Source organism: Paenibacillus ottowii (assembly GCF_050516475.1).
GTDB classification, from domain to species: domain Bacteria; phylum Bacillota; class Bacilli; order Paenibacillales; family Paenibacillaceae; genus Paenibacillus; species Paenibacillus ottowii.
Genome location: NZ_CP191577.1, coordinates 2,467,423 through 2,488,774 on the forward strand (window position 1 = coordinate 2,467,423; position 21,352 = coordinate 2,488,774).

Here is a 21,352-nt window from a genome sequence, read left to right on the forward strand (position 1 = left end):
CCTAGTTATCCTGCCACGGGTTGATCATCATTGGGATATATTCCGTTGATGCAAGGTCAAATGCAATGTATTCTATGTCTTGCAGTTTGAAGGATTTATAGTTTTTTATGCCTTGAAAGAGTTCATCATCAGACGAATAAATTGGGTAGTATATCATCTTTGTCCCGTCTCCATTATCTTGTGTAATCTCTCTCAATGGAGAACGAAGGCGTGTATCCTTGCCCTTGGTCAGGAAGAAGATACTCCCTGCAGTGGAGGTGGTCTTTACTCTAATTTTCAGATAGGGCACACCTTTTGGAGACGTGTAGGGTTCAACAGAGTAAATATCATGCAGTAACTTAACAGGCAAGTCAGACTGTTTAAATAGTACTACTTTATCATATGGTTTACCTGTAATATCGTTAATGAGGTTCGGTACAGTAGCAATCGCCTTTTTATACGGCTCAATACTCACCGCCTGAAGCCCCTTGTCCTCCAGCGCAGCAATTTCCTTCTTCCCAATCCAGACCCAGCGGCTGATCTTATCCCACTCCACCGTCTGTCCCAAACCTTCACTCACTAGCCGCAGCGGCACAAAAGTACGGTTTTGCTTCAAAATAATTTTCGTCTCGTATATTTTGGTCTGCCCATCCACAGTAGCGGTATTTTGCCCCACTGTCATGTTAACGGCATGTGCATCATTTTTAATCGACACGGCTAACTGGCTGCCGGTTTTCTCCCAACCCACCTTAGCTCCCAATGCCTCGGATACAAACCGGATTGGAACCATGACATAATCATTACCATCCTGAAAAGGTTTAGCATCTGGAAACTGTATTTTTTTCCCATTTAATAAGACTTCAATCGGTTTGGGATTGCTCGCCGCCTCTGTCGTTGGAATCGTTGCACTGGCCCATAGTAATGTGACAGCGGTCAAGCTCAATATCCATTTTTTCATACGCATCTCTCGATCCCCTTTGTCTACTTAACTTTCAAACTATGTATATCATCCCTAATCTCATAACTCATAAACTTATCGCATCCCCACTTTCGGAAAATACTGGATACAACTTATATATTATAGGGTTTACCAATTACAAAATCTATAAGAAAAGTGACTAATATAGCAACAAAAAAGGGCTGCCTCTCCCCTATAAGGAAGAAACAGCCCGTGTGCTTCACGCGCGAAAACTATGAATATATCAGTTTATATCCTATGGATTGTTCCAGCATCATCCAATATTTCTTACATCATAAATCATTACTACCTAAAAATCAAACGTTACTTTTTCTCACGAAACAGCTCAAAAGAAAAGATCATTCACGCACACCTGGACTTCCAGCTTGATATAGCTGCTCATACACATCCTTGTTGACCATCCTCAGCCCAAACAATCTGCGGATGCGCTGTCCTGGCTTGGCTTTGAAGGTCACTGTAGCTTTATCCTTACCTTCCAGATATGCAGCTGGGATAGCGGCATTCACGTTGTAAAACTTGTCAGCCTCATCAAAGCCTTCACTAAAATGTTCAAGCAGATGATCGTTAATCAAAATATCAAAATTACAGTTGGGCATTTCCAGCGTAGCCGTGTAGGTGATCACCAGCAGCATCGGAGCAACCGGGTCTGTCTTCAAATCAAACGAGAACCAGCCGTCAATTCCCGCATTCCGGTAAGGTCGGTTATTCACATATCCGGTGCGGGTCGAGGCATCTCCCTGGAAGTTATGATCCCGTTCCGGCTGCATTTCTCCGGGTTGGGCAAAGTCAATCGTGCACTGCTCCAGAATTGCCAGCTTTTCACGTGCTGCTATATATTCCCTTTCCGCCTCCTGCCACGCTTCCTTCGTAAAAATGTCCCAATAGACCGAATACGTACGGTCATGCATTTTATACAGAGGAGATAGTTCCACATCTCGGGGATGTCCTGTATTCAAGGTACGGAATGTATTCGTTGTGCCCTCCACAGGCTGTATCCAATGTTCCAGTTCTTCTGTTGGAGGAATGAATACCGGGGTATACAGGAACTCTTTGGCTTTAGGATCTTCTAAGGGGCCCAGATCGCCTGCCAGCACCAACGGTCCATACATGACAGCCGCCCGATCCGGATTATCTGGCATCTGCTCCAGTCTGAGCGACATCGGAATTGTCACCTCTACAACATCACCGTCAAGCCAGGTTCTAGCGATAGAGACAAAGCTACCCGGTTCCGATGCAATCGGCTGTTCCTTACCGTTTACACAGATAGTGATCCCTTTTTCAGCCCAATAAGGATAGCGGATGAGCAGTGTAAATGGTGCAGGTTGATCGCATTGAATTTCCAGCGTGGTATGATCTGTGTCCGGATAGGACGTAGTTTGTTTTAGCGTAACACCTGTATCCTTCCATTCCAGCGTGGAAGCTATGAACTGATTGACATACAGCTTGTCGTGATCATGAAAATATATGCCACTACCGTAGCTCGCATGGTTTTCCATCCCTGTGCCCACACAGCACGTAAAATCATCAAATTTACTTTCAAAATGCTTGTGTCCGCCCATAGCCAGCGACAGAAAATACGTAACGCCCCCGTGAACCGGGTCCTGCGAAGCTAAAATATGATTGAATAGCCCCCGCTCATAAAAGTCCGCTTCCTTGGCAGAAACATTCCACTGGAACAGATGGTTAGTCAGCTTGAGCATGTTATAGGTGTTGCACGTCTCCGTCGTATGCGGTCCGATGCGATCATTCAAACCATCCGGCGCGCCAAAATATTCTCCAAAGCTATTGCCGCCAATGACATACGAATGGTGATTCACCACTCGCTCCCAAAAAAATTCCACTGTTTTCCGGCGTTTCGTGTCATTCGTGAGCTCATATTCCTTGGCAAGCCCGATCAGCTTCGGTATCTGTGTATTGGCGTGAATACCCTGTAAACAATCCTCCTGTGAGCTAAGCGGGTCCAGCACCAGCTTGTGCCAGAAGCACTCAGCCAGCTGCAAGTAACGCTCTTCCCCGGTATCCGCATACAAATCCGCCAATACCTCATTCATGCCTCCGTATTCGCAGAACATCATCTGCTGTAATTGATCATCGCTCATCGGCTTCAAAATTCCTTCGAGCCAGTCCGCCAGTTTGCGTTCTACATCTATTGCTTTGTCACAGCCTGTCAAATGATATGCATCACGCAGCCCAGCGAATAATTTGTGTAATGTATACAAAGGAGCCCAGGCACCGTTCAGGTCAAAACCCTTCGAACGAATATTTCCGGCAGATACCTCCTCAAAAAGTTCCTTCCCACCGGGAATACCGGATACATATCCGTTACCATGCGCCGCTTGGCAAACATCCAGTTCATCCGTAATGTAATGTGCAATCTCCTTAAAACGCTCATCGCCCGTTGATGCAAACATCATAGAGCAAGCGGACAAATAATGTCCCAGGGTATGACCGGAAATAGTCATCGCTTCCCAGCCTTCATATTGAGGCGCTTTGGGTGCAAGCCCGGCATATTCCCGATACCGCGCCAGCAGACGATCAGGCTGAAGCTCCAACAGATAAGATCGGTTCAGCTCCATCGCCTGCTTAAATGGACCTTCAGCCAATACCACCTCGTTTAATGCGAACGGCCTCGCTTTCATATGGGCCTTTGCTTTAAGAGTCATCTTCCGTTCCTCCCTTTAAGGCGAATTTGGGATAAAAAACGTATATCCAACCTCACGAGCCGTTACGCGCCGCTGCCAGAAGAGATGTGCTCCCACTGCTGGTACAGCTGTGTTCTCGCTTCTGTAATGCCAGGATGAAACTGAATCAGCGCATGTTTCCGTGCAACATGAACCTCACGGATCGCCTCCTGAACCCGTTGTTCCCCGCCTGCGCCGCTAAGTCCGGCGGCATGGATCATAGAAGCGGCTGCCAATCGCCCTTGAGCCATGGCGACCAGCCCGCTTTCGATGCCGGTAATGTTGCCGGCAACGTACAGCCCTTTGAGCGAGGTTTCCATTCGCTCACCATGTAGTGGAACATGCCCGCCCAGTTCAGGGCTGTACACGAATTTGCATCCGGCTACCGCCGCCAGTTCGGCGAGCGGATACAAGCCGCCGCTCAGCGCCACGAAGTCGGCGGGTTCGACGCGCTCGCTGCCGGCAATCGGCGTGCCGTCCGGTTTAACGTGAACCAAGGTCACGGATTCGACCCGGTCCTGTCCGTTGACGGACTTCACTGCTGTCCGCAAACGGATCGGTATATCCCACAGACGGAAGCCTCTGTGGGGATAGCAGCGCGCGATGAATTTCTCCATCCGCATCGTCGCTGCCAGCTTGCCGCCGGCGCGCATCCAGGCAGTCGGGGCCAGCCCCGACAGCTGAAGCAGCAGTTTCGCTGAGGCTGTCCGATCTGCCGCTGCACCAGCCAGCGGACTCGCGCACGGCAGTGTAATCGCCGCCACCTTCACTCCGGCGACGGACAGCTCGCGGGCAATCGCCATAGACAATACGTTCATGCCTACGATGATGCCGCGCTCTCCCGGCTTGACATAATGAACGTTAGTCAGCACCTGCGCAGCCCCGATGGACATTACACCCGGCAGCGTCCAGCCGTCCAGCGGAACGGGAATTTCAGCAGCTCCAGTCGCCAGCAATACGTACTCGGCAGTGAACAATCCACAGGAAGTGGAGATTTCCCACGTTGTTGTATATTCCATGCCATGTACGGACACGCCGCAGCGAATGTCCACCCCAAGCTCCTCACAACGGGTGATTAGCTTATCCGAAACGTGCTTTCCGATCCACCAGCCTTGACTGCCTTCCTCATGATATTGCCCGGGCATACGTCCACCCGGCTCAGTAAACTCATCCAATACCGTGACTGGCAATCCTTGTTCAGCAGCCGATGCCGCTGCGGATAGTCCTGCCGGACCTGCGCCAATGACGATGAGATGTGCCATTGTATTCATGTCACAATTCTCCCTGTGATTTCATTCGAAAACTGCCGTCCGGTTTCCACCACCATACCTTCTTCCAGCTTGGTCAGGCAGGAACGAACCGTACCAAACGGATGAACCGTCAGACGGCATTCGTTACAATGCCCAATGGCACAGTATACGCCCCTGGCTGTACCGGATTCCTCATGCCTTCTCAATAAACGGACACCGCTGGCGAGCAGCGCTGCCGCTAACGGTTCTCCAGCCAATCCCTGCATGGGACGACCGTCAAACATGAAAGATACCTGCCGCCGCTCAGGTTTGCATCCCAAAATGGGATGATTTACAATACGTGCACGGCTCATAGGGAACCCCCCGCTGCCAGCTGACCAAACGTCACAGGACGCACCGGTGGTCTTTGTGATAACAGTTCCGCCTCCCGGCGGGCGGCAGGAACCTGATTGTAAAACCATGATTCTACCAATTGTCGACATACCCTGCCCTGGCATGCTCCCATGGTCACCCGCGTAGCCATTTTAAGCTGGCGCACGGTGTCCACGCCCATGCGACAAGCCTGCTCCATCTGTGCAATACTCACTTCTTCACAGCGACATACAAGCACATGGCCTGACGCTGCAAAAGTTTTTGATTGCACATCTGGAGATGCAGTATACTGATTGACTGGATGCTGAGTCTCTTCTCCCTGTACTCCCTGCACTTCTGTCCCTACCGTCTCACTTCGCCTCGCCATTCGCTTACTCATAGCTGATCGCACAGGTTTTAATCGCTGAATAAAAATCCAGCGCCGCCTTACCCTGTTCCCGGGTATGTGAGCTTGACTGCTTCAGACCACCGAACGGAGCCTGATATTCAACACCAGCTGTTTCTTGATTGACCCGCACCATTCCCGCATCCGCGTTATCCAAAAACCGATGAGCAAGCCGTAAATCGCGGGTAAATAGAGAAGCGCTTAGCCCGTAAATAGAATCATTGCACAGCCGAATCGCATCCTCAAAGTCGTCCGCCTGTATGACACTGGTGACTGGGCCAAAAACCTCCTCTTGAATCAAGGGATGGGACGAATCTAGTCCATCCACCAGTAGGGGACGCACATAATAACCGTTATCTGTCCCGGCGGCGGCTCCACCTTCCGCCAAAATGTCGGCTTCCCGGCGGGCCAGCGCTACATAGGACATGACCTTCTCATACTGACTTTTCGATGCCACAGGTCCAAGATACGCACCGGGGTCAAGCGCTGGGGCGATCTGGATTTTTCTCACCGCTTGGCTTAAAGCTTCCGTGAACGTCTCATAGACAGATCGTTCCACAATCACCCGGCTGGTGGCCGTGCATTTCTGCCCGGCTGATCGATAGGCGCCGCTGACAATCATCGCCACCGCCTGCGACACATCCGCGTCCTTCAGCACCACAGCGGCATTTTTACCGCCCATCTCGGTCTGGTATTTAATATTCCGACGTGCACACCGTTCGGCAATGCCCAAACCTGTAGCGGTAGAGCCTGTGAAGCTGACCGCCTCCAGCGCTGGATGCTCCAGCAGGGCATCGCCAATACGGTTCCCCTGCCCAATAACGAGATTCAGTACGCCAGGCGGAAGCTGCACCGCCTCGAATAGCTCAGCAATCCGTACTGCCGTTAATGAAGCATGTTCAGCTGGCTTCCAGATGACCGTATTGCCACACAAGAGTGCAGGGGCAATTTTCCACAACGGAATCGCTACCGGGAAATTCCAGGGTGTTATGACAGCCGTTACCCCCAGCGGAATGCGCTTCGTGTATTGGAGCACTCCCGGCTCATTCGAAGGAATGACTGTACCAATGGAACGTACACCCTCTGCTGCATAGTATCGGAGCAGGTGAACACCTCGCATCACCTCTCCGCGCATTTCGGTAATTGGCTTGCCCATTTCCCGGCTGGCCAGCTCAGCCACTTCAGGTACGGCTGTCTCCAGTAATCCGGCCGCTTTGAACAAATAAGCTCCCCGTGCTGCCGGACTTAATGCTGCCCATCCTGCTTGCGCCAGTCGTGCCGCTTCCCCGGCTTGTATAATATCCTCCTTACTGGAAAAGTGGACAACTCCCACCTCCTCCTTCAAAGCCGAAGGATTACAAACTACCATGACTTCTCCAGAGGGACTCAGCCACTCACCGCCAATCCAATTTCGGCTCTCCATCGTCTTCACCCCCATTCAAGATGAAACCCCGCTCGGACGAACCGCCACCTCAAAAGCTTCGCGAATCCGGTCATATTCCGCCTGCGGCAAAGCAAGTCTGGGTGGACGTGTCGGACCGACCGGAAATCCAGCCAGCTCCATCATATATTTGATGGACTGCACCAATTGCGGACTGGCATCATAGTGGAACAGCGGCAATAGCCTACGGTATAACGCGGCCGCTTCCGCCAATTTTCCCGCCTGCGCAAGCCGGAACAGCTCTACTCCTTCTTTTGGTAACGCATTAGGTACCCCCGAAATCCAGCCTGTCGCGCCAAACAATGCTCCCTCCATCGCCAGATTATCTACTCCGACCATGACCTCCAGCTCTGTCTGGTTCAAAATAGCGTGAATACGCCGTACATCACCGGAAAATTCCTTGACTGCCACAATATTCTCAATTTGTGACAAGTCCGCAAGAATATCCGGGGTCAGGTCAACCTTATAATCATGGGGGTTGTTATACGCAATGATCGGCAGCCCCACCTGCGACAATGCTTCATAATGAGCCGTTACCTCATGGGGCAGTGGATTGTAATTAATGGGCGGCAGCGCCATGACACCCGCTGCTCCGGCATCCTTGGCATGCTGCACCCAATGTACCGCCTGTTTAGTGGATGGAGCGGCCGATCCGACTACAACAGGAACATGTCCCGCCGCAGCGTCAATGACCGTATGCACCACTTGCGACCGTTCCTCTGGCGATAAAGCAGCATACTCTCCCAGCGAGCCTGTAGGTACCAGTCCGCTAATGCCGCTTGCAATCAGATGCTCGCACAGCTCGGTCAGACGCCTATGGTCTACCTCCAGCTCTGCCGTGAACGGTGTAACCAAGGCCACATATACACCTGCAAAACGTGCCATATGCTCACCTACCCTTTCCCATTTTTATTATTTAAGCAAAAACCCTTCTCTCAGCGGGTCCTCAGGGTCCAGTACAAATTGATGATGTCCTGTCACCCATGCCGAACCTGTAATTTGCGGAATCACTGCCGGATAAGAACCTACCTGCGTCTCACCCACAATCTCAGCCCGAAACATGGAGCCTGTGATGCTTTCATGTACAAACACCTCGTGCAAGCCCAGCTTTCCCTTGGCATGCAGCACCGCTACCTTGGCCGAGGTTCCTGTGCCACAAGGCGAGCGATCGATACCCCCTGGCGGAATGACGACAACATTGCGACAATCAGCCTGCGAGGCTACGGGTTCCCCGTAAAATTCAATATGCGTCAATCCTTGAATAACCGGATTTTCAGGATGTACTACCTCAACAACTGCATTCACTGCCTCCCGAATCTGCACCGCTGTTTGTACAATTTTTGCTCCATTGCTCTGATCCAGCACAAGACCGATGGACGCCGCCTCTATAATGCCGTAAAAGTTGCCTCCATAGGCAATATCCAGGGTAACTCGACCGATGCCCTCTACCTGAACCTCCACCTCACGGTGGTATACAAAGGAAGGGATGTTTGTGAACGTTACTTGTCTCACCTTGCCCTCATCTACATCCAGCTGTGCTTGGACCGGACCTGCCGGAGTGTCCAGCAAGATAGACTTTTTATCCGCAGCAATCAGTCCGCCTTCCATCAGTGCCGTGCAGACGCCAATTGTATCGTGACCACACATCGGCAAATAGCCGCCTGTTTCTATAAAGACCACGCCAATATCAGCATTAGGATGACAAGGTTCTGTTAAAATGCAGCCTGACATCACCTCATGACCACGCGGCTCAAACATTAGCAGACGACGAAAATCATCATGATGCGTTGCCATATAAGTCATCTTTTCCAGCATCGTCTGACCTACCAGTTGAGGTGCTCCGTGGACGACCGTCCGCGTCGGATTGCCTCCCGTATGGGTATCAATCGTAGTAATTCTGCCCGCTACACTCATCCTGTTACCTCCCCGTGAGCCTCGTGGCTGGTAAAAGCCTCTTCAAATCGGTCATAACGCAGAGGCTCTACTGGAATACAAGTGGGTTCGCCACGTACCATCTCGGTCACCAGCTTACCCGTAACCGCCGCCAGGCTAATACCATCTCCTTCATGGCCTGAGGCGATAAATAGCCCCGGCACTTCATCCACTGCGGATATAATGGGCAAATGATCAGGGGTCCATGGACGCAACCCGGTATACGCTCTCAACAGCGGCACATTGGCCAAGGCAGGAAAGAAGCGGATGGCTCTGCGGGCGATTAGGCGAATCACCTGTTGATCAACACCTGTATCCATACCGACAAACTGACGGCTGCTGCCAATTAGAATGTTCTGTGATGCGGTGGGCTCGAATACCAGCGCAACACCGTATCTTTCATAAACCTCATCTACACTCCGCTGCCCCCCGAACTTGCTCATCAGATAACCGAACTCCATCACCTTGCGCTTTCCAATCGAAGGCATTCGGGCAGACACCAGTATATGTCCTTTGCGCGGTATAATCGGAAGGTCCAAACCTAGCGAATGACCGATGCTGCGTGTCCATACCCCTGTGGCGAGCACTACTGCATCAGCATGGATCACACCATTTGGCGTCTCCACTCCGCAGGCGTTCCCCCTTTCATCCTTGAGAACCGACTGTATCGGCATACGCGACAATAATCTGGCCCCCCTCTGACGCGCGGCCCCGGCCAGTGCATACGTCATCTGCACCGGATTTACAGTCGAATCTGTCGCACACTCCAGTCCGCCCGGCAAATCTTTGGCTAGATACGGCCATTCCTCTCGCAAATCCTGCTGATCCAGCATGCGAAACGGAAGCCCTTCCTGCTGCTGGCGGGTGACCCATTGCTCTGCGGCCTGCATCTCCTGGTCATTTTCACAGACCAAAATACTTCCAGGCGCACGATACTCAAATTCATTTTCCAGTTCTATAGCCAGCTCTGCCACTAGCTTCTGCGATAGCAGCGACATCCGACTGTCAAACCCGGGCTCTTTATCGATTGCCAGTATATTTCCATCACAACGCGACGAAGTGCCTCCAGCAATCTCCCCTCGCTCAGCCAGCACGACCTTCATGCCGGATTTAGCCGCATAATAAGCGATGGCTGTACCGATGATTCCGCCGCCTACAATGACGAGGTCCGCTGCATCGTGTTTCATTCGTTTCCCCTCCCTTCAACCGTTACAATCTGAATGCAAAAACCGTCAGATGGCTTGCTCCAATGCTCTATTTTGGCAAGTTGTGTTATGGTAATTCAGCCCCATCCAAATTCAGTCAAGACATTCAGGATAGCCGCGTCTAGTGGCACTCATTATAGCTTGAGCGTAAAGCTTTGTGTCACAGACTTGCTCAACTCGTCATAATCCCGCAGCTGTACAGTGAACGTATACGTCTTGTTGGCTGTTCCGCTATCTGCTTTTCCACTAATCGTTCCCGTAAAGCGGTCCAGTGTAAAGCCTGCGGGCAGTTGACCGCCTGTCACCGTCCAATCGTAGAATGGTACGCCTCCCTTGGCTTCCAGCTTGGCTGTGTACGCTTTCCCTTTGACGGGTGTCGGCAGTTTCTTCGTCAAGATTTCTGGCGCCAGGAAAGGAGTGAGGTCCTTGCGCAGCGGCCAGCCGGCTTTTTCTGCTACAAGTAGCGAAAGCTTCGTGTTCATCCAGCGCCGGGTCGGGAATAGATGGCGCCAGCCTCCATTTTGTCCGCTCAATCTATCGACCTCTGCAAGCTCTCCAGAGAGATGATAGCTGTCGTCCAATGCAGCTGGTCTGTGCTGATAAGCCAAAATATCCGGGTCATTGCCAGCCGCTTCCTTCAGCGCCTTGACGCCTGGGAACGTATCGCTGAACACAATTGCATGACCGAATTCGTGCATGATCAGCCCGTGCACATCCGTCACTTTGGACAGATCGGATTGATACCATTCTTCATCGTCCACCGATGTAAATGGAATGGCATCATCATAGAAATCTAGAATCAGACTATAGGAACGGTTTAAGTTCCCCGGAACGGTCACACCGTTACGTGTATGGTAGTTGCCGTTAGCTGCCGGAAAACCCGTAGAGTACGGCCCGTTTAGCCCTCTCATAAATATCCACATGCCTTTGTAGGGTTTGTCATTCGTCACTTGTATTTCATTTTGCCAATCATCTCCTGGCAGATGGTTTACTTCCGCGTTGGCAGGCACCTCATCAAACGGTTTCAGATCAAACAAATAGAACCAGTCTTTCACCGCCAGTTCTGCGGCCTTTTTGGTAGCCGCGTCATTAAAATAAGGCTTGATCGTATCGAATCTGTAATCAAAATGGAGGGGAATTGTGGGTTCTTCATTATCATCCTGATCCAGCACACGAATCGGAATGGACTGAGTGGTTGTATGACCGTTATTTTCGGCAACGGACATAAACAGTGTATAGTTCTCTATTTCACCGTTTCCTCCAATCCGGTCAGGATGGATGGCCAGCCGGAAATCCTTTTCTTCCTGCGCATTGGCAAAGGTCAGCGTTTTGCTTGCTCCTTGTGCCGACAACGTACTTGGCAAATCCATCATCAGTCGGGACGTGCCTTGCGCTTTTAACGTAACGGTTAACGGAAAAGCGGCATTTGCAGGCGGCTTCACTTTGAGCTTCACATATGGGTTCGCCAGATACCCTTGCCAATCGACCAGATCGATACCATAATCGTTCACCGTCCGGCTAAAGATGTCGATGACTTTTACATCCGACTCTGCCTCGGCATACGCCTGCTGACCCGAAAGAACGGGTGTCAAAGCCACAATGAGCGAAGTGGCCAGCGTGGTCAGCCATACTTTGGTTTTCCTTTTATGCGTGTTCATTTGATCCCTCCATATCTGTTTGGGGTTGACTTGTAAACTATCGATAGCTTTACAACAAAAGCAGCTCCTTGGGCGAGGAAGTCAGCACATTGGCACCGTCATCTGTGATCAGCACATCGTCCTCAATCCGAACTCCGCCGAAGCCTGGAATATAAATCCCCGGCTCCACGGTAAGGACATGCCCTGGTACAAGCACCGATGTACTCTCACGGGACAATCGTACCTGCTCATGAATCTCCAAGCCAAAGCCGTGGCCCAATCCGTGACCAAACTGCTCACCATAGCCATAGGAGACAATTACATCCCGTCCCAGACGGTCTCCCTCCCGACCGCTGATGCCGGGGCGAAGTCCTGCAATCGTCTTCATATTTGCTTCCAGTACAATGGCATACAATTCCTCATGCCGTTCTGACGGATTGCCGACGAATACGGTACGCGTAATATCAGACAGATAACCACGCACATTTGCACCAAAATCCATCGTGACAAACTCGTTCTGACCAATTTCCTTGTCGCTGGCCAAGCCATGGGGCAGCGCCGAGCGCTCACCCGAAGCGACAATGAACGAAAAACCGCCTGACTCCGCGCCTGCAAGCCGAAGCTGATATTCCAGTTCCGCCGCAATCCGCCGCTCTGTAACTCCAGGCTGAATAAAATTCAGGACTTCCGTAAAAGCGACATCGGTAATGCGCGCAGCTTCACGAATGGTGCGAATTTCTTCTTCGTCCTTCACGTCGCGCAGCTGTTCAATTACATCTTCCGTTTGCATGTACTCCAACGAACCCAGTGCAGCTTGAAGCTGTCCCGACTGTTGAAGTGAGACATGCCGGCTCTCTATACCCAGTCTACGAACGCCCAACTTACTTGTGAGATCAGCGACGGTCTGGAAGATTTGTGCTTCATGCCGAATAACCGAATATTCTGTTGCCTGATCTGTTGCCTGGACTATATAGCGGAAATCTGTCATCAGAAAAGCCTCTTCCTTCGTAACGAGCGCGATTCCGGCTGAGCCTGTAAATCCGGTCATATATCGTCGATTGGGTCCATGTGTAATAAGCAGCGCATCTATCCCTAGAGCCGGGAATTCCGAACGTAACCGAGCCAGTCTGCCCGGAACACCCTGTAACCGTTTTGCTGAACCGATAGGTTTATCCAAAGCTACAGCCGCCTCCTTGTTCCACATTTTTTTCTTTTCAAGCCCCTAAGCCCTGCCCCTACTCCTTCTACCCTTTTTCAAGTGTGTCCGTGAATCCCTGCCTTCTTTTAGCCTTTGATTCCTGTCAGTGTGATGCCTTCAATAAAATAGCGTTGTCCAATAAAAAATATCAGGACGATCGGAGCCAAAATCGTGCTGGATGCCGCCATTAAGTAGGGCCAATTGGTATTGTTCAATCCCCGGAAAGTCGCTAACCCCAGCGCCAGTGTAAAATGCTTTTCGTCACTCAAATAAATAATCGGGCCCAAAAAATCGTTCCACACATCAATAAAGGTAAATATCCCGATCACGATCAATGCAGGCGAAGATAAAGGAATAATGACGCGCCATAATACAGTTAGAGGGGTACCTCCATCCATATAGGCTGCTTCGTCCAGATCGCGCGGAATCGTCAGCATAAATTGTCGCATCAAAAAGATGTTAAATGCCCCCCCACCAAACCATGCAGGAACAATCAGCGGCAAAAATGTATTCAACCCGCCCAGCTCACGCCACATGACGAAAGTAGGTATGAGCGTCACCGCATAAGGCAGCATCATCGACCCGATCAACAGGGAAAAAATCAGATTGCGTCCAGGCCAGCGCAGACGGGCAAAAGTAAACGCCGATACCATCGAGGTCAACATTACTCCTGTCAGCACACACACCTCAATGAGGAACGTATTCAGAAAATACCTGCCAAACGGTACTGAAGTTAGCGCTTCCGGGTAATTGCTCCATTGAAAAGGAGAGGGAATCCACTCTGGCGGGAAGACGAAAATTTGCGATGTTCCCATCAGAGAGCTGCGAATGAGCCATACGAATGGCAACAGCATTAAAACACTGCCTATGATTAAAACGATGTACAGTACGATACGGCTGATTTGGAGTGGTTTGGAACGGGTAGCGGTAGCAGGACTTCGGGAGCGTTCAGGCTGTGGAAGCGGATGTTGCGGTGTGTCTGAAGGTTTGACAGAAGAAGTAACCTGATTCATGAACGTTCCCCCCCTTCATAGTGAACCCACTTTTTGGATGTGGAGAAAATCAGAACCGTTAGAACCATAATGACGAAAAATAAGATCCAGGCCAGCGCTGAGGCGTAACCGATTTTAGTCTCCGTAAAGGCTGTTCGCCACAAGTAGAATACATAGAACAGGGTTGAATTGTTAGGCCCCCCGTTGGTCATGACATACGCCTGATTGAATGCCTGAAAGGTGCCGATTAAAGACATAACAAGATTAAAGAAGATGGTCGGTGTCATCGAGGGAATCGTAATATGGAAAAATTTATGCAGCCTATTGCCGCCGTCTACCTCAGCTGCTTCATACAGATGGGTGGGCACAGACTGAAGTCCTGCCAAAAAGATAATGACCGTGTTCCCGATCCCCCAAGTGCTCATCATAATTAGCGAGGGGATCGCAGTCTTCTCGTCATAAATCCATTTGCTCCCCGGCAGTCCAACACTCTCCAGCAGTGAATTTAACAGACCAAAATCCGGATTGAACATCCATAGCCACAGCATCATATTGGCAATACTCGGCACAATAGTAGGTAAATAATAAATCGTCCGAAACACCGACAAACCTTTTACCTTTTGATTTAATAGCAGCGCAATGATGAAAGCCGCCGCCAAGCCCAGAGGCACGCTGCCTAGTGCATAATATGTGGTCACGAACATGGACTGGGAAAAGGTCGTATCCTTGGTCAAAATGGTTCGGTAATTATCCAACCCAATAAAGGTCATCTGTCCGCCAATTGTCCAATTGGTTAAGCTGAATACGAACGAAGCCACGATTGGCCCAATTGTGAATATCATTAATCCCAGGATGGCAGGAAGCGCGAATAGCAGACCCCAGTTTCGCTCCATGCGCATCATTCCTGATTTTGGTCGCTTCATGGACCGTTCTCCTTTCGCAGCTGTCCCGCCGCATTATTCATCCGGGTATACTCCTTGAAGCAGTGGCTGAATAATGGGTTCCAGTTCATCCAGCGCCTGCTGCGGTGTCTTCTTGTTCGTCCAGATCAGATCCAGCCCTGGGGTCAGCTTGGAACCAATATCAGGCCAGTTACGCAGGGTAGAAGTTGACGGCTTGATTGCATAATCTCTTGCATACTTGATGCCAGCCTGCTGAAATTCCGGTGGATGTGCGGCATTATTCGTCCACGACTGGATAGCCTGCTCGTCGGTATAATATTTTTCTTCGATAGGCATCCATAGACCGGACTTGAACAGATCCACCTTTTCGGGATTGTTATGGTACAAATAAAATTCGAGCGCTTCCTTGGGGTGCTTGGTGCTCTGGAAAATGACTGTGGCTCCCGCAACGATCATCGTTTTGGGCTCTTTTAGCTTCGGCAAAACCCCAATGCTCCATTGCAGTTGCTTATTATTCGAAAAATCGAGCAGGGACCATGTTCCGTCTACCACCATAGCGACCTTTTTGGTCTGGAGTCGAATCGTATTGGATGGCATGTCCTGCTGCTGGATCAAATCGGGTGAAACATGCTCCTTGAAAACTAGATCCTGCAGCTTCTGAAATACCTCCACCGACTCAGGACGGTTCAGCGTGTACTTCTTGCCTGTTTTGTCGGTCAAACCTCCGCCATTGCTCGCTAAAAGCGGTCCCCACGAGCTGCGGTCGTTGCCGAAGGCAAAGCCGTACTGCACAATATTTTTCGGGTCAAATCCACTGTCTCCCGGATGCTTGCCGCTCTGATCCTTGGTCAGCTTTTTGGCGATCTCCAGAAATTCATCCCATGTCCACGCTTTTTCAGGATCAGCCGGAGGAACGGGTACTCCTGCTTCTGTAAACAACTGCTTGTTGTAAAATAGCTGTATCACTTCCAAGGCAGTGTAGTTGCCGATAGACTTGCCGGGTTCGCTGTAAAGATAGGAGGATTTGAGCTTGTTCTTTAATTCGGGATATTCATCATAATAGGAGGATAAATCTAGGAGTCTACCTTCACTTGCCCATTTCATCGTGAGCGAATCGCCTAGGTAGGCGATATCAGGAAGCTGATTGGCAGCCATTAACGTGTTAATTTTCGTCGTGTAGTCACCAGGGACATGTTCGCCCTTTACCCGAATGTTCGGATGGGATGCATTAAAGCTTTGAATCATCTTTTCCATCGCCTGCTTCTCGTCATTGCTCCCCCAGTACATGAACTTGAGTTCGACCGCATTGGGATTAGCCGGTTCGCCAGCATTACCACTGCAAGCCGTCAGCCCTGTCAGCACCGCTATCATCACGAGAGCCATCCATGTTCGTAACCTTCGTTTCCGCAAATCAACCGGCCCCTTCCTGAACTGGTTTCTCCTTACAAGCCTATTATGCGCCGAGAGCCCGGAGCCGACCACCTAACGACTCCAGACTCTCTTTGTTTTGGTATGATTTTTTTAACAGCGCGTTTACAAAAATGTCTTGCGGAATTCCGTCGGCGTCAATCCGGTATGCTTTTTAAAGGCAATGCTAAAATAATTCGTATCTGCGAATCCCACAGCCTCCGCCACTTCCGCCACCTTGCGATTCGGGTCCAACAGCAATTCACGGGCTCGCTCAAAGCGTACACGCGTCTGATAGTCGGCGAAACTTTCACCTGTAACCTGTTTAAAACGGGCACTCAAATATTTGGGACTCATATTCATGTACTCTGCAAGACGGTTCAGTCCGCCATCCTCCTGAAGGTGCTCACGGATCCATTCCTTGGCCCGTTGGAATTTGCGCGGAATCCCCTTCTCACGCGATTCCCGGACTTGGCGACCCACCCGGACAAAATAGCGCGATACATAATCAATCATCTCAGGTCCGTGCCGCAATCGGGACAGTTCCAATAATGGGTCCTGCTGCTGTATGGCGGTGTGTCCTTCGAATGCATCGCTCTGAACAATGCGCATAACGAACAGGACAAGCTGAGTGATGATCATCTTCACCTGATTGACAGGCAAGCCCGCTAATTGTCCAGACCATTCCTGCAAAATCGCATGTACAGCAGCATCATTGCCAGCACGAATTTCCGTAATCATGAGCAGTTCCTTCTCCAGCAAATGACTGCTGTTCGGCTCAGCCGCCTGAATGCTCTCAAAGGGGATGATCTGGCTATATCCCACCCATCCCCGATGCTCTGCCGCCTGCACTGCTTCCTCATATGCTTCCGGAAGCTGCTCCATCCGTTGTACGGGACGGCTAATCCCGATGGACATCCCCTGGCTCAATCGTTCCTGCACCGCCTGGCGAATCTGCCGGGCGGTCTGCTCCGCTGCCCTGTGGGATGCCGCCGCCAGCAGTACAACGTGCCGATCACGGGAAACGGCCGCACCATACGCCTTGGCCCCGGCTGCTGCCGCAGCCTCCCAAGCCAATTCGGCGAATACATGCCTGCTTCTATGAGTGCAGCTCTGCGACTTGCCAGGAGCGGATGCTGCCTGCTGCCAGGCTTCCTCCAGTTCACAGCACAGCACAGTGTAAGGCGGCCTGCTCGTCTCGGCGAAAAATCCTAGCCCGTCCATCTCCTGCATGACCTCAGCTGCGGGGCGACGCTGCTGGAGCAGATCCAGCAGCAAATGCTCCCTGTACACTGGCTCCAATGAACGGTGACGGTGAATAGCTTCCTCCTCGCTTCTGCGCCATTGTGCAATGCGATCCTCAGCCCGTCTCAGAGCCGCTTCAAAGTCCTCGTTTGTCACTGGCTTGAGCAAATAATCAACCGCTTGAAGCGAAACCGCCTGACGAATATACGTCATGGATTCGTACCCTGTGAGGAATAATAACGGGGTCTGCTGATCCTTTTGCCGAATGGCTTTTGCTATGTCCAGCCCACTCATATCCGGTAAATTAATATCCAGTAAAATCATGTCCGGTCGCCGCTCCGTGTACAACCGTAATGCCGTTGCGCCGTCCTCTGCCACATCACTGACTTCCACGGACAGGCTACTTTCCGTCACCATCAGCCTCAGCCCTTCCCGAATATGATATTCGTCATCCACAATCAGCAGCCGGTACATACCATCCCCTCCCCTTTCTTATTCGGTTCGAATGGGTGCCAGTAAGGTAACCGAGGTGTACTGACCCAACTCGGTTGTCACGGACAGACCATATTGGGGACCATAATGTCGAAGACGTTCATGTACATTGCGCAGTCCAAAGCCAATCGCACTCCCCCGTTCGGCGTCTAGCGATTTTCGAATATCGTCCAGACGCTCGGCTCCAATACCGCCCCCATCATCACTGACCGTTAAACGCAAAGCATCGCCTTCCCTGGCACCGGATAACATAATATAACCGCGGTCGGTACGCCCTTTTAAACCGTGGTAAATGGCATTTTCAACGAGCGGCTGTAGAATCAGCTTCGGTACGTAAAACCCGCAAATATCCTCCTCGACTTCGCAAATCCATTCGAACGAATCTCGAAACCTGAACTGCTGTACCTTCACATAGGCGCTTACATGCTCGACTTCCTGCCCCAAACTGATTTGCTCTCGGCCATAACTTAGCGAAATGCGAAAGCATTTACCGAAGGCACCGATCACCTCTGCCATATCCCGCTGCCCGTTCGCCAGCGCCATTCCTTTGAGCGACTCCAGTGTGTTGTACAGAAAATGCGGGTTAATCTGCGCCTGAAGCGCGCGAAACTCGGCCTGCTTGCGTGACAGCAACGCTTCGTATACTTGTCCGTACAGCTCATGATTTTTTTGCATCATATGAAGGAAACGCTCCCCGATCTGTCCTACCTCATCCTTAGGGTTAAATACAACGGAAGCAGGCGCTTCAAGAGCTTGGGCTGAGGCTGTGGTGGTCACACTCCCATCCACCGCCATTAATCGGCTCAACTGAAGCAGGGGGCGACGAATCGTGTCACTCAGCCGATAAGACAGCATCCAACCCAGCACCAGTGCAATCAAAAAGGTCCAGATGGTCCAGGCCCCGATTTGACGCGCATCCTCGAATAACACGGACTGATCGACTTTTTGCAGGAGCGTCCATTGTCCCTCGTTTAACGGTCCGTAGGAAATCATCGTCTGGCGACCGTTCCATGTTCTCCAGTCCTTTGTAAGCACAGGTCTATCCACAGCAGATTTGGCGATTTGTTGCAATAGCAATGGGGCTGGAACGCTCTGCTCCGGCAATCGGTATACAGGCTCGCCCTTCTGATCCAGCACCCACATCTGGGTATTGCTGTCTGTTTCATGAAAAGCAAGCCCACGAAACAGACTGGCCTTGTCGATTTCCAACAGCAAAAATCCAAGCGGCTCATAATCTCCAGTCGTTTTTCGCAACAGCTTTCCGACGTATATACGATCTTCCGCCATCCCGCGTCCTGATGCAAACGGCGGATGAGTCATCCACATCATAGGTCGCTCAGCGAGCAGACGGCGGTAGTATACACGTGCTTCCTCTAATGTAGGAAGGCCGCCAAAACGGACTGAAACATTCCCTTGATAGAGAGAATGCTTGAGTCCGCCATTGGCGGCATAGATGAGAGAGGACGTGATATACGGCTTGGTCTGGGTTTGCGTACGGACAACCATGCTGAGTGTTTCGTCGCTCCGCAAGTATTCATAATCATCTTTCGGCTTGGTCTCCAGTATGGACTGCACATCAGGATTGCTGAGAATGGCGTTGGTTAGATCATTCAAATCGGAGAGTGTCGCATTAACATAATTTTCAGTCATTTGCCGGGACTGCATAGCTAGTGCTTCCGATTTCTCACCAAGAGAATGGGCCGCGATCCGGTAAAAGGTAAAGGTCAGCACCACCATCGGAATGACGGTCAGCACCACCATCGGAATGACGGTCAGCACCAGCGTCAATACGATAAATTTCCCACGGATCGTAGGTATTCCTGTGAACTTTTGACGCCCCCGGCCCCCCATTCATCTGCTTCCCTTACACATAAGCTGGAAGCCATGTCCCGTGCGCGGCAATCAGGTCGTCGCACAGAGCAACGATATCATCCATGGATAGCTCAGCTGAGGTATGCGGGTCCAGCATAGCAGCGTGATAAATATGTTCTTTTTTCCCCGTCATTGCAGCTTCAATCGTTAACAGCTGTGTATTGATATTCGTTCGGTTCAGTGCAGCACATTGGGGCGGCAAATCCCCGACAAAGGTCGGCGTAACCCCATTGCGATTCACCAGGCAAGGCACCTCCACACAGGCTTCCTTCGGCAGATTGGTAATCAGGCCTGTATTCATCACATTCCCGCCAATGGCAAAGGGCAGATTGGTTTCGATTGCCTCAAATATATAAGAAGCATATTCGTTCGACCGTTCATGGCGCAGATCCTGATTGCCCAAAAGTTCCTCACGCATCGTCTCCCAGCGTTCAATCTGGCTTACGCAGCGGCGTGGGTATTCATCTAAAGGAATATTGAGTCGTTCAATCAGCTCAGGGTATGCCCGTTTGATAAAATACGGATGATACTCTGCGTTATGCTCGGACGATTCCGTAATGTAATAGCCAAATTTCAGCATCATTTCAAAACGCACCATATCATGATGCTTTTCCTGCTGCTTGGCGGCAGCCCGCTTTTTAATCTCAGGATACAGATCCACCCCGTCCCTGCTCACTTCGAGCAGCCACGCCATATGATTGATGCCTGCGATCTTTGCCTTTACACCTTCCTGCTCCAAGCCAAGGCTTTTGAACAACTCGGGTATACACGCCTGTACGCTATGACACAGTCCTACTGTTCGTACACCGCCGTGTACGTTCATCACGTTCGTCAACACAGCCATCGGATTCGTATAGTTGAGAAACAGTGCATCCGGGCACACCTCGCGCATGTCTGCCGCAAAATCGAGCATCACCGGAATCGTTCTTAAATTGCGGAAAATGCCGCCAATGCCGACCGTATCGGCAATCGTTTGGCGTAGACCGTATTTTTTGGGAATCTCAAAATCCGTAATCGTACACGGATCATAGCCGCCCACCTGGATGGCATTTACTACATAGGCCGCTCCGCGCAGTGCTTCCTTACGGTCAGTGTAGGAGCGGATCACACAGGTACTCCCCGTTGTTTTTTTCAAATTGGATAAAATATTTTCCGAATCCTTCAGCCTAACGGGATCAATATCGAACAACGCCAGTTCAAAGCCCTGCAAAGCAGGTGTCAACATACAATCGCCAAGCACATTTTTAGCAAACACCGTACTGCCTGCACCCAGAAATGTAATCTTGCTCATACTTTGTCCCCCATTCACATTTTGTTCGCAGCTTTGCGCCTCAAATGCAAGGATACCCATCGCCCATTCCTCCCTTTGCAGGGAGAAAGTGA

General features: G+C 50.9%; 17 protein-coding genes. All 17 read right to left on the bottom strand.

Going from position 1 to position 21,352, the window contains the following annotated elements:
- Position 1: 1 nt before the first annotated feature.
- Positions 2-943: a stalk domain-containing protein gene (locus ACQQ6X_RS11755; protein ID WP_305165464.1), complete on the bottom strand. Its 942-nt coding sequence runs from the start codon at positions 941-943 to the stop codon at positions 2-4.
- Positions 944-1,296: 353 nt separating this feature from the next.
- On the bottom strand, positions 1,297-3,621 hold the full coding sequence (locus tag ACQQ6X_RS11760; RefSeq protein WP_305165465.1) for a glycoside hydrolase family 127 protein: 2,325 nt from the start codon (positions 3,619-3,621) through the stop codon (positions 1,297-1,299).
- Between the two features lie 62 nt (positions 3,622-3,683).
- Entirely contained in the window at positions 3,684-4,910 is a 1,227-nt protein-coding gene (locus ACQQ6X_RS11765; protein ID WP_305165466.1) for an NAD(P)/FAD-dependent oxidoreductase, read from the bottom strand.
- A complete protein-coding gene (locus tag ACQQ6X_RS11770) occupies positions 4,907-5,242 on the bottom strand; it encodes a (2Fe-2S)-binding protein (protein WP_305165467.1) in 336 nt (111 codons plus the stop codon). The genes ACQQ6X_RS11765 and ACQQ6X_RS11770 overlap by 4 nt, the downstream gene beginning before the upstream one ends.
- A complete protein-coding gene (locus ACQQ6X_RS11775; RefSeq protein ID WP_430493582.1) occupies positions 5,239-5,640 on the bottom strand; it encodes a (2Fe-2S)-binding protein in 402 nt (133 codons plus the stop codon). Before ACQQ6X_RS11775 ends, ACQQ6X_RS11770 begins: the two co-directional genes overlap by 4 nt.
- Complete coding sequence (locus ACQQ6X_RS11780; RefSeq protein WP_305165469.1) at positions 5,633-7,069, bottom strand: aldehyde dehydrogenase family protein; 1,437 nt, start codon at positions 7,067-7,069, stop codon at positions 5,633-5,635. Before ACQQ6X_RS11780 ends, ACQQ6X_RS11775 begins: the two co-directional genes overlap by 8 nt.
- Before the next feature lie 15 nt (positions 7,070-7,084).
- Entirely contained in the window at positions 7,085-7,972 is an 888-nt protein-coding gene (locus ACQQ6X_RS11785; protein WP_305165470.1) for a dihydrodipicolinate synthase family protein, read from the bottom strand.
- 27 nt (positions 7,973-7,999) lie between these two features.
- Positions 8,000-9,001 (bottom strand): proline racemase family protein, encoded by a 1,002-nt coding sequence (locus tag ACQQ6X_RS11790; RefSeq protein WP_305165471.1) that lies wholly within the window; start codon positions 8,999-9,001, stop codon positions 8,000-8,002.
- Positions 8,998-10,206 (bottom strand): NAD(P)/FAD-dependent oxidoreductase, encoded by a 1,209-nt coding sequence (locus tag ACQQ6X_RS11795; protein ID WP_305165472.1) that lies wholly within the window; start codon positions 10,204-10,206, stop codon positions 8,998-9,000. Before ACQQ6X_RS11795 ends, ACQQ6X_RS11790 begins: the two co-directional genes overlap by 4 nt.
- Before the next feature lie 152 nt (positions 10,207-10,358).
- Positions 10,359-11,882, bottom strand: coding sequence for an Ig domain-containing protein (locus ACQQ6X_RS11800; RefSeq protein ID WP_305165473.1), 1,524 nt, complete (start codon positions 11,880-11,882; stop codon positions 10,359-10,361).
- A gap of 49 nt (positions 11,883-11,931) precedes the next feature.
- Complete coding sequence (locus ACQQ6X_RS11805) at positions 11,932-13,038, bottom strand: M24 family metallopeptidase (RefSeq protein WP_305165474.1); 1,107 nt, start codon at positions 13,036-13,038, stop codon at positions 11,932-11,934.
- 107 nt (positions 13,039-13,145) lie between these two features.
- Positions 13,146-14,072 (bottom strand): carbohydrate ABC transporter permease, encoded by a 927-nt coding sequence (locus tag ACQQ6X_RS11810; protein WP_305165475.1) that lies wholly within the window; start codon positions 14,070-14,072, stop codon positions 13,146-13,148.
- Positions 14,069-14,974, bottom strand: coding sequence for a carbohydrate ABC transporter permease (locus ACQQ6X_RS11815; protein ID WP_305165476.1), 906 nt, complete (start codon positions 14,972-14,974; stop codon positions 14,069-14,071). The genes ACQQ6X_RS11810 and ACQQ6X_RS11815 overlap by 4 nt, the downstream gene beginning before the upstream one ends.
- Positions 14,975-15,007: 33 nt before the next feature.
- Entirely contained in the window at positions 15,008-16,363 is a 1,356-nt protein-coding gene (locus ACQQ6X_RS11820) for an ABC transporter substrate-binding protein (RefSeq protein WP_305165477.1), read from the bottom strand.
- A gap of 123 nt (positions 16,364-16,486) precedes the next feature.
- A complete protein-coding gene (locus tag ACQQ6X_RS11825) occupies positions 16,487-18,079 on the bottom strand; it encodes a response regulator (RefSeq protein WP_305165478.1) in 1,593 nt (530 codons plus the stop codon).
- Between the two features lie 18 nt (positions 18,080-18,097).
- Complete coding sequence (locus ACQQ6X_RS11830) at positions 18,098-19,948, bottom strand: cache domain-containing sensor histidine kinase (RefSeq protein ID WP_305165479.1); 1,851 nt, start codon at positions 19,946-19,948, stop codon at positions 18,098-18,100.
- A gap of 13 nt (positions 19,949-19,961) precedes the next feature.
- Positions 19,962-21,260 carry an alpha-glucosidase/alpha-galactosidase gene (locus ACQQ6X_RS11835; protein WP_305165645.1) on the bottom strand — a complete coding sequence of 433 codons (1,299 nt, stop codon included), beginning with the start codon at positions 21,258-21,260 and terminating at the stop codon, positions 19,962-19,964.
- Positions 21,261-21,352: the final 92 nt, after the last annotated feature.

What these genes read in the sequence shown, in the direction of transcription:
- ACQQ6X_RS11755 (WP_305165464.1), bottom strand. Translation starts at nt 943, where the DNA reads ATGCGTATGAAAAAATGGATATTGAGCTTGACCGCTGTCACATTACTA.
- ACQQ6X_RS11760 (WP_305165465.1), bottom strand. Translation starts at nt 3,621, where the DNA reads ATGACTCTTAAAGCAAAGGCCCATATGAAAGCGAGGCCGTTCGCATTA.
- ACQQ6X_RS11765 (WP_305165466.1), bottom strand. Translation starts at nt 4,910, where the DNA reads ATGAATACAATGGCACATCTCATCGTCATTGGCGCAGGTCCGGCAGGA.
- ACQQ6X_RS11770 (WP_305165467.1), bottom strand. Translation starts at nt 5,242, where the DNA reads ATGAGCCGTGCACGTATTGTAAATCATCCCATTTTGGGATGCAAACCT.
- ACQQ6X_RS11775 (WP_430493582.1), bottom strand. Translation starts at nt 5,640, where the DNA reads ATGAGTAAGCGAATGGCGAGGCGAAGTGAGACGGTAGGGACAGAAGTG.
- ACQQ6X_RS11780 (WP_305165469.1), bottom strand. Translation starts at nt 7,069, where the DNA reads ATGGAGAGCCGAAATTGGATTGGCGGTGAGTGGCTGAGTCCCTCTGGA.
- ACQQ6X_RS11785 (WP_305165470.1), bottom strand. Translation starts at nt 7,972, where the DNA reads ATGGCACGTTTTGCAGGTGTATATGTGGCCTTGGTTACACCGTTCACG.
- ACQQ6X_RS11790 (WP_305165471.1), bottom strand. Translation starts at nt 9,001, where the DNA reads ATGAGTGTAGCGGGCAGAATTACTACGATTGATACCCATACGGGAGGC.
- ACQQ6X_RS11795 (WP_305165472.1), bottom strand. Translation starts at nt 10,206, where the DNA reads ATGAAACACGATGCAGCGGACCTCGTCATTGTAGGCGGCGGAATCATC.
- ACQQ6X_RS11800 (WP_305165473.1), bottom strand. Translation starts at nt 11,882, where the DNA reads ATGAACACGCATAAAAGGAAAACCAAAGTATGGCTGACCACGCTGGCC.
- ACQQ6X_RS11810 (WP_305165475.1), bottom strand. Translation starts at nt 14,072, where the DNA reads ATGAATCAGGTTACTTCTTCTGTCAAACCTTCAGACACACCGCAACAT.
- ACQQ6X_RS11815 (WP_305165476.1), bottom strand. Translation starts at nt 14,974, where the DNA reads ATGAAGCGACCAAAATCAGGAATGATGCGCATGGAGCGAAACTGGGGT.
- ACQQ6X_RS11825 (WP_305165478.1), bottom strand. Translation starts at nt 18,079, where the DNA reads ATGTACCGGCTGCTGATTGTGGATGACGAATATCATATTCGGGAAGGG.
- ACQQ6X_RS11830 (WP_305165479.1), bottom strand. Translation starts at nt 19,948, where the DNA reads ATGGGGGGCCGGGGGCGTCAAAAGTTCACAGGAATACCTACGATCCGT.
- ACQQ6X_RS11835 (WP_305165645.1), bottom strand. Translation starts at nt 21,260, where the DNA reads ATGAGCAAGATTACATTTCTGGGTGCAGGCAGTACGGTGTTTGCTAAA.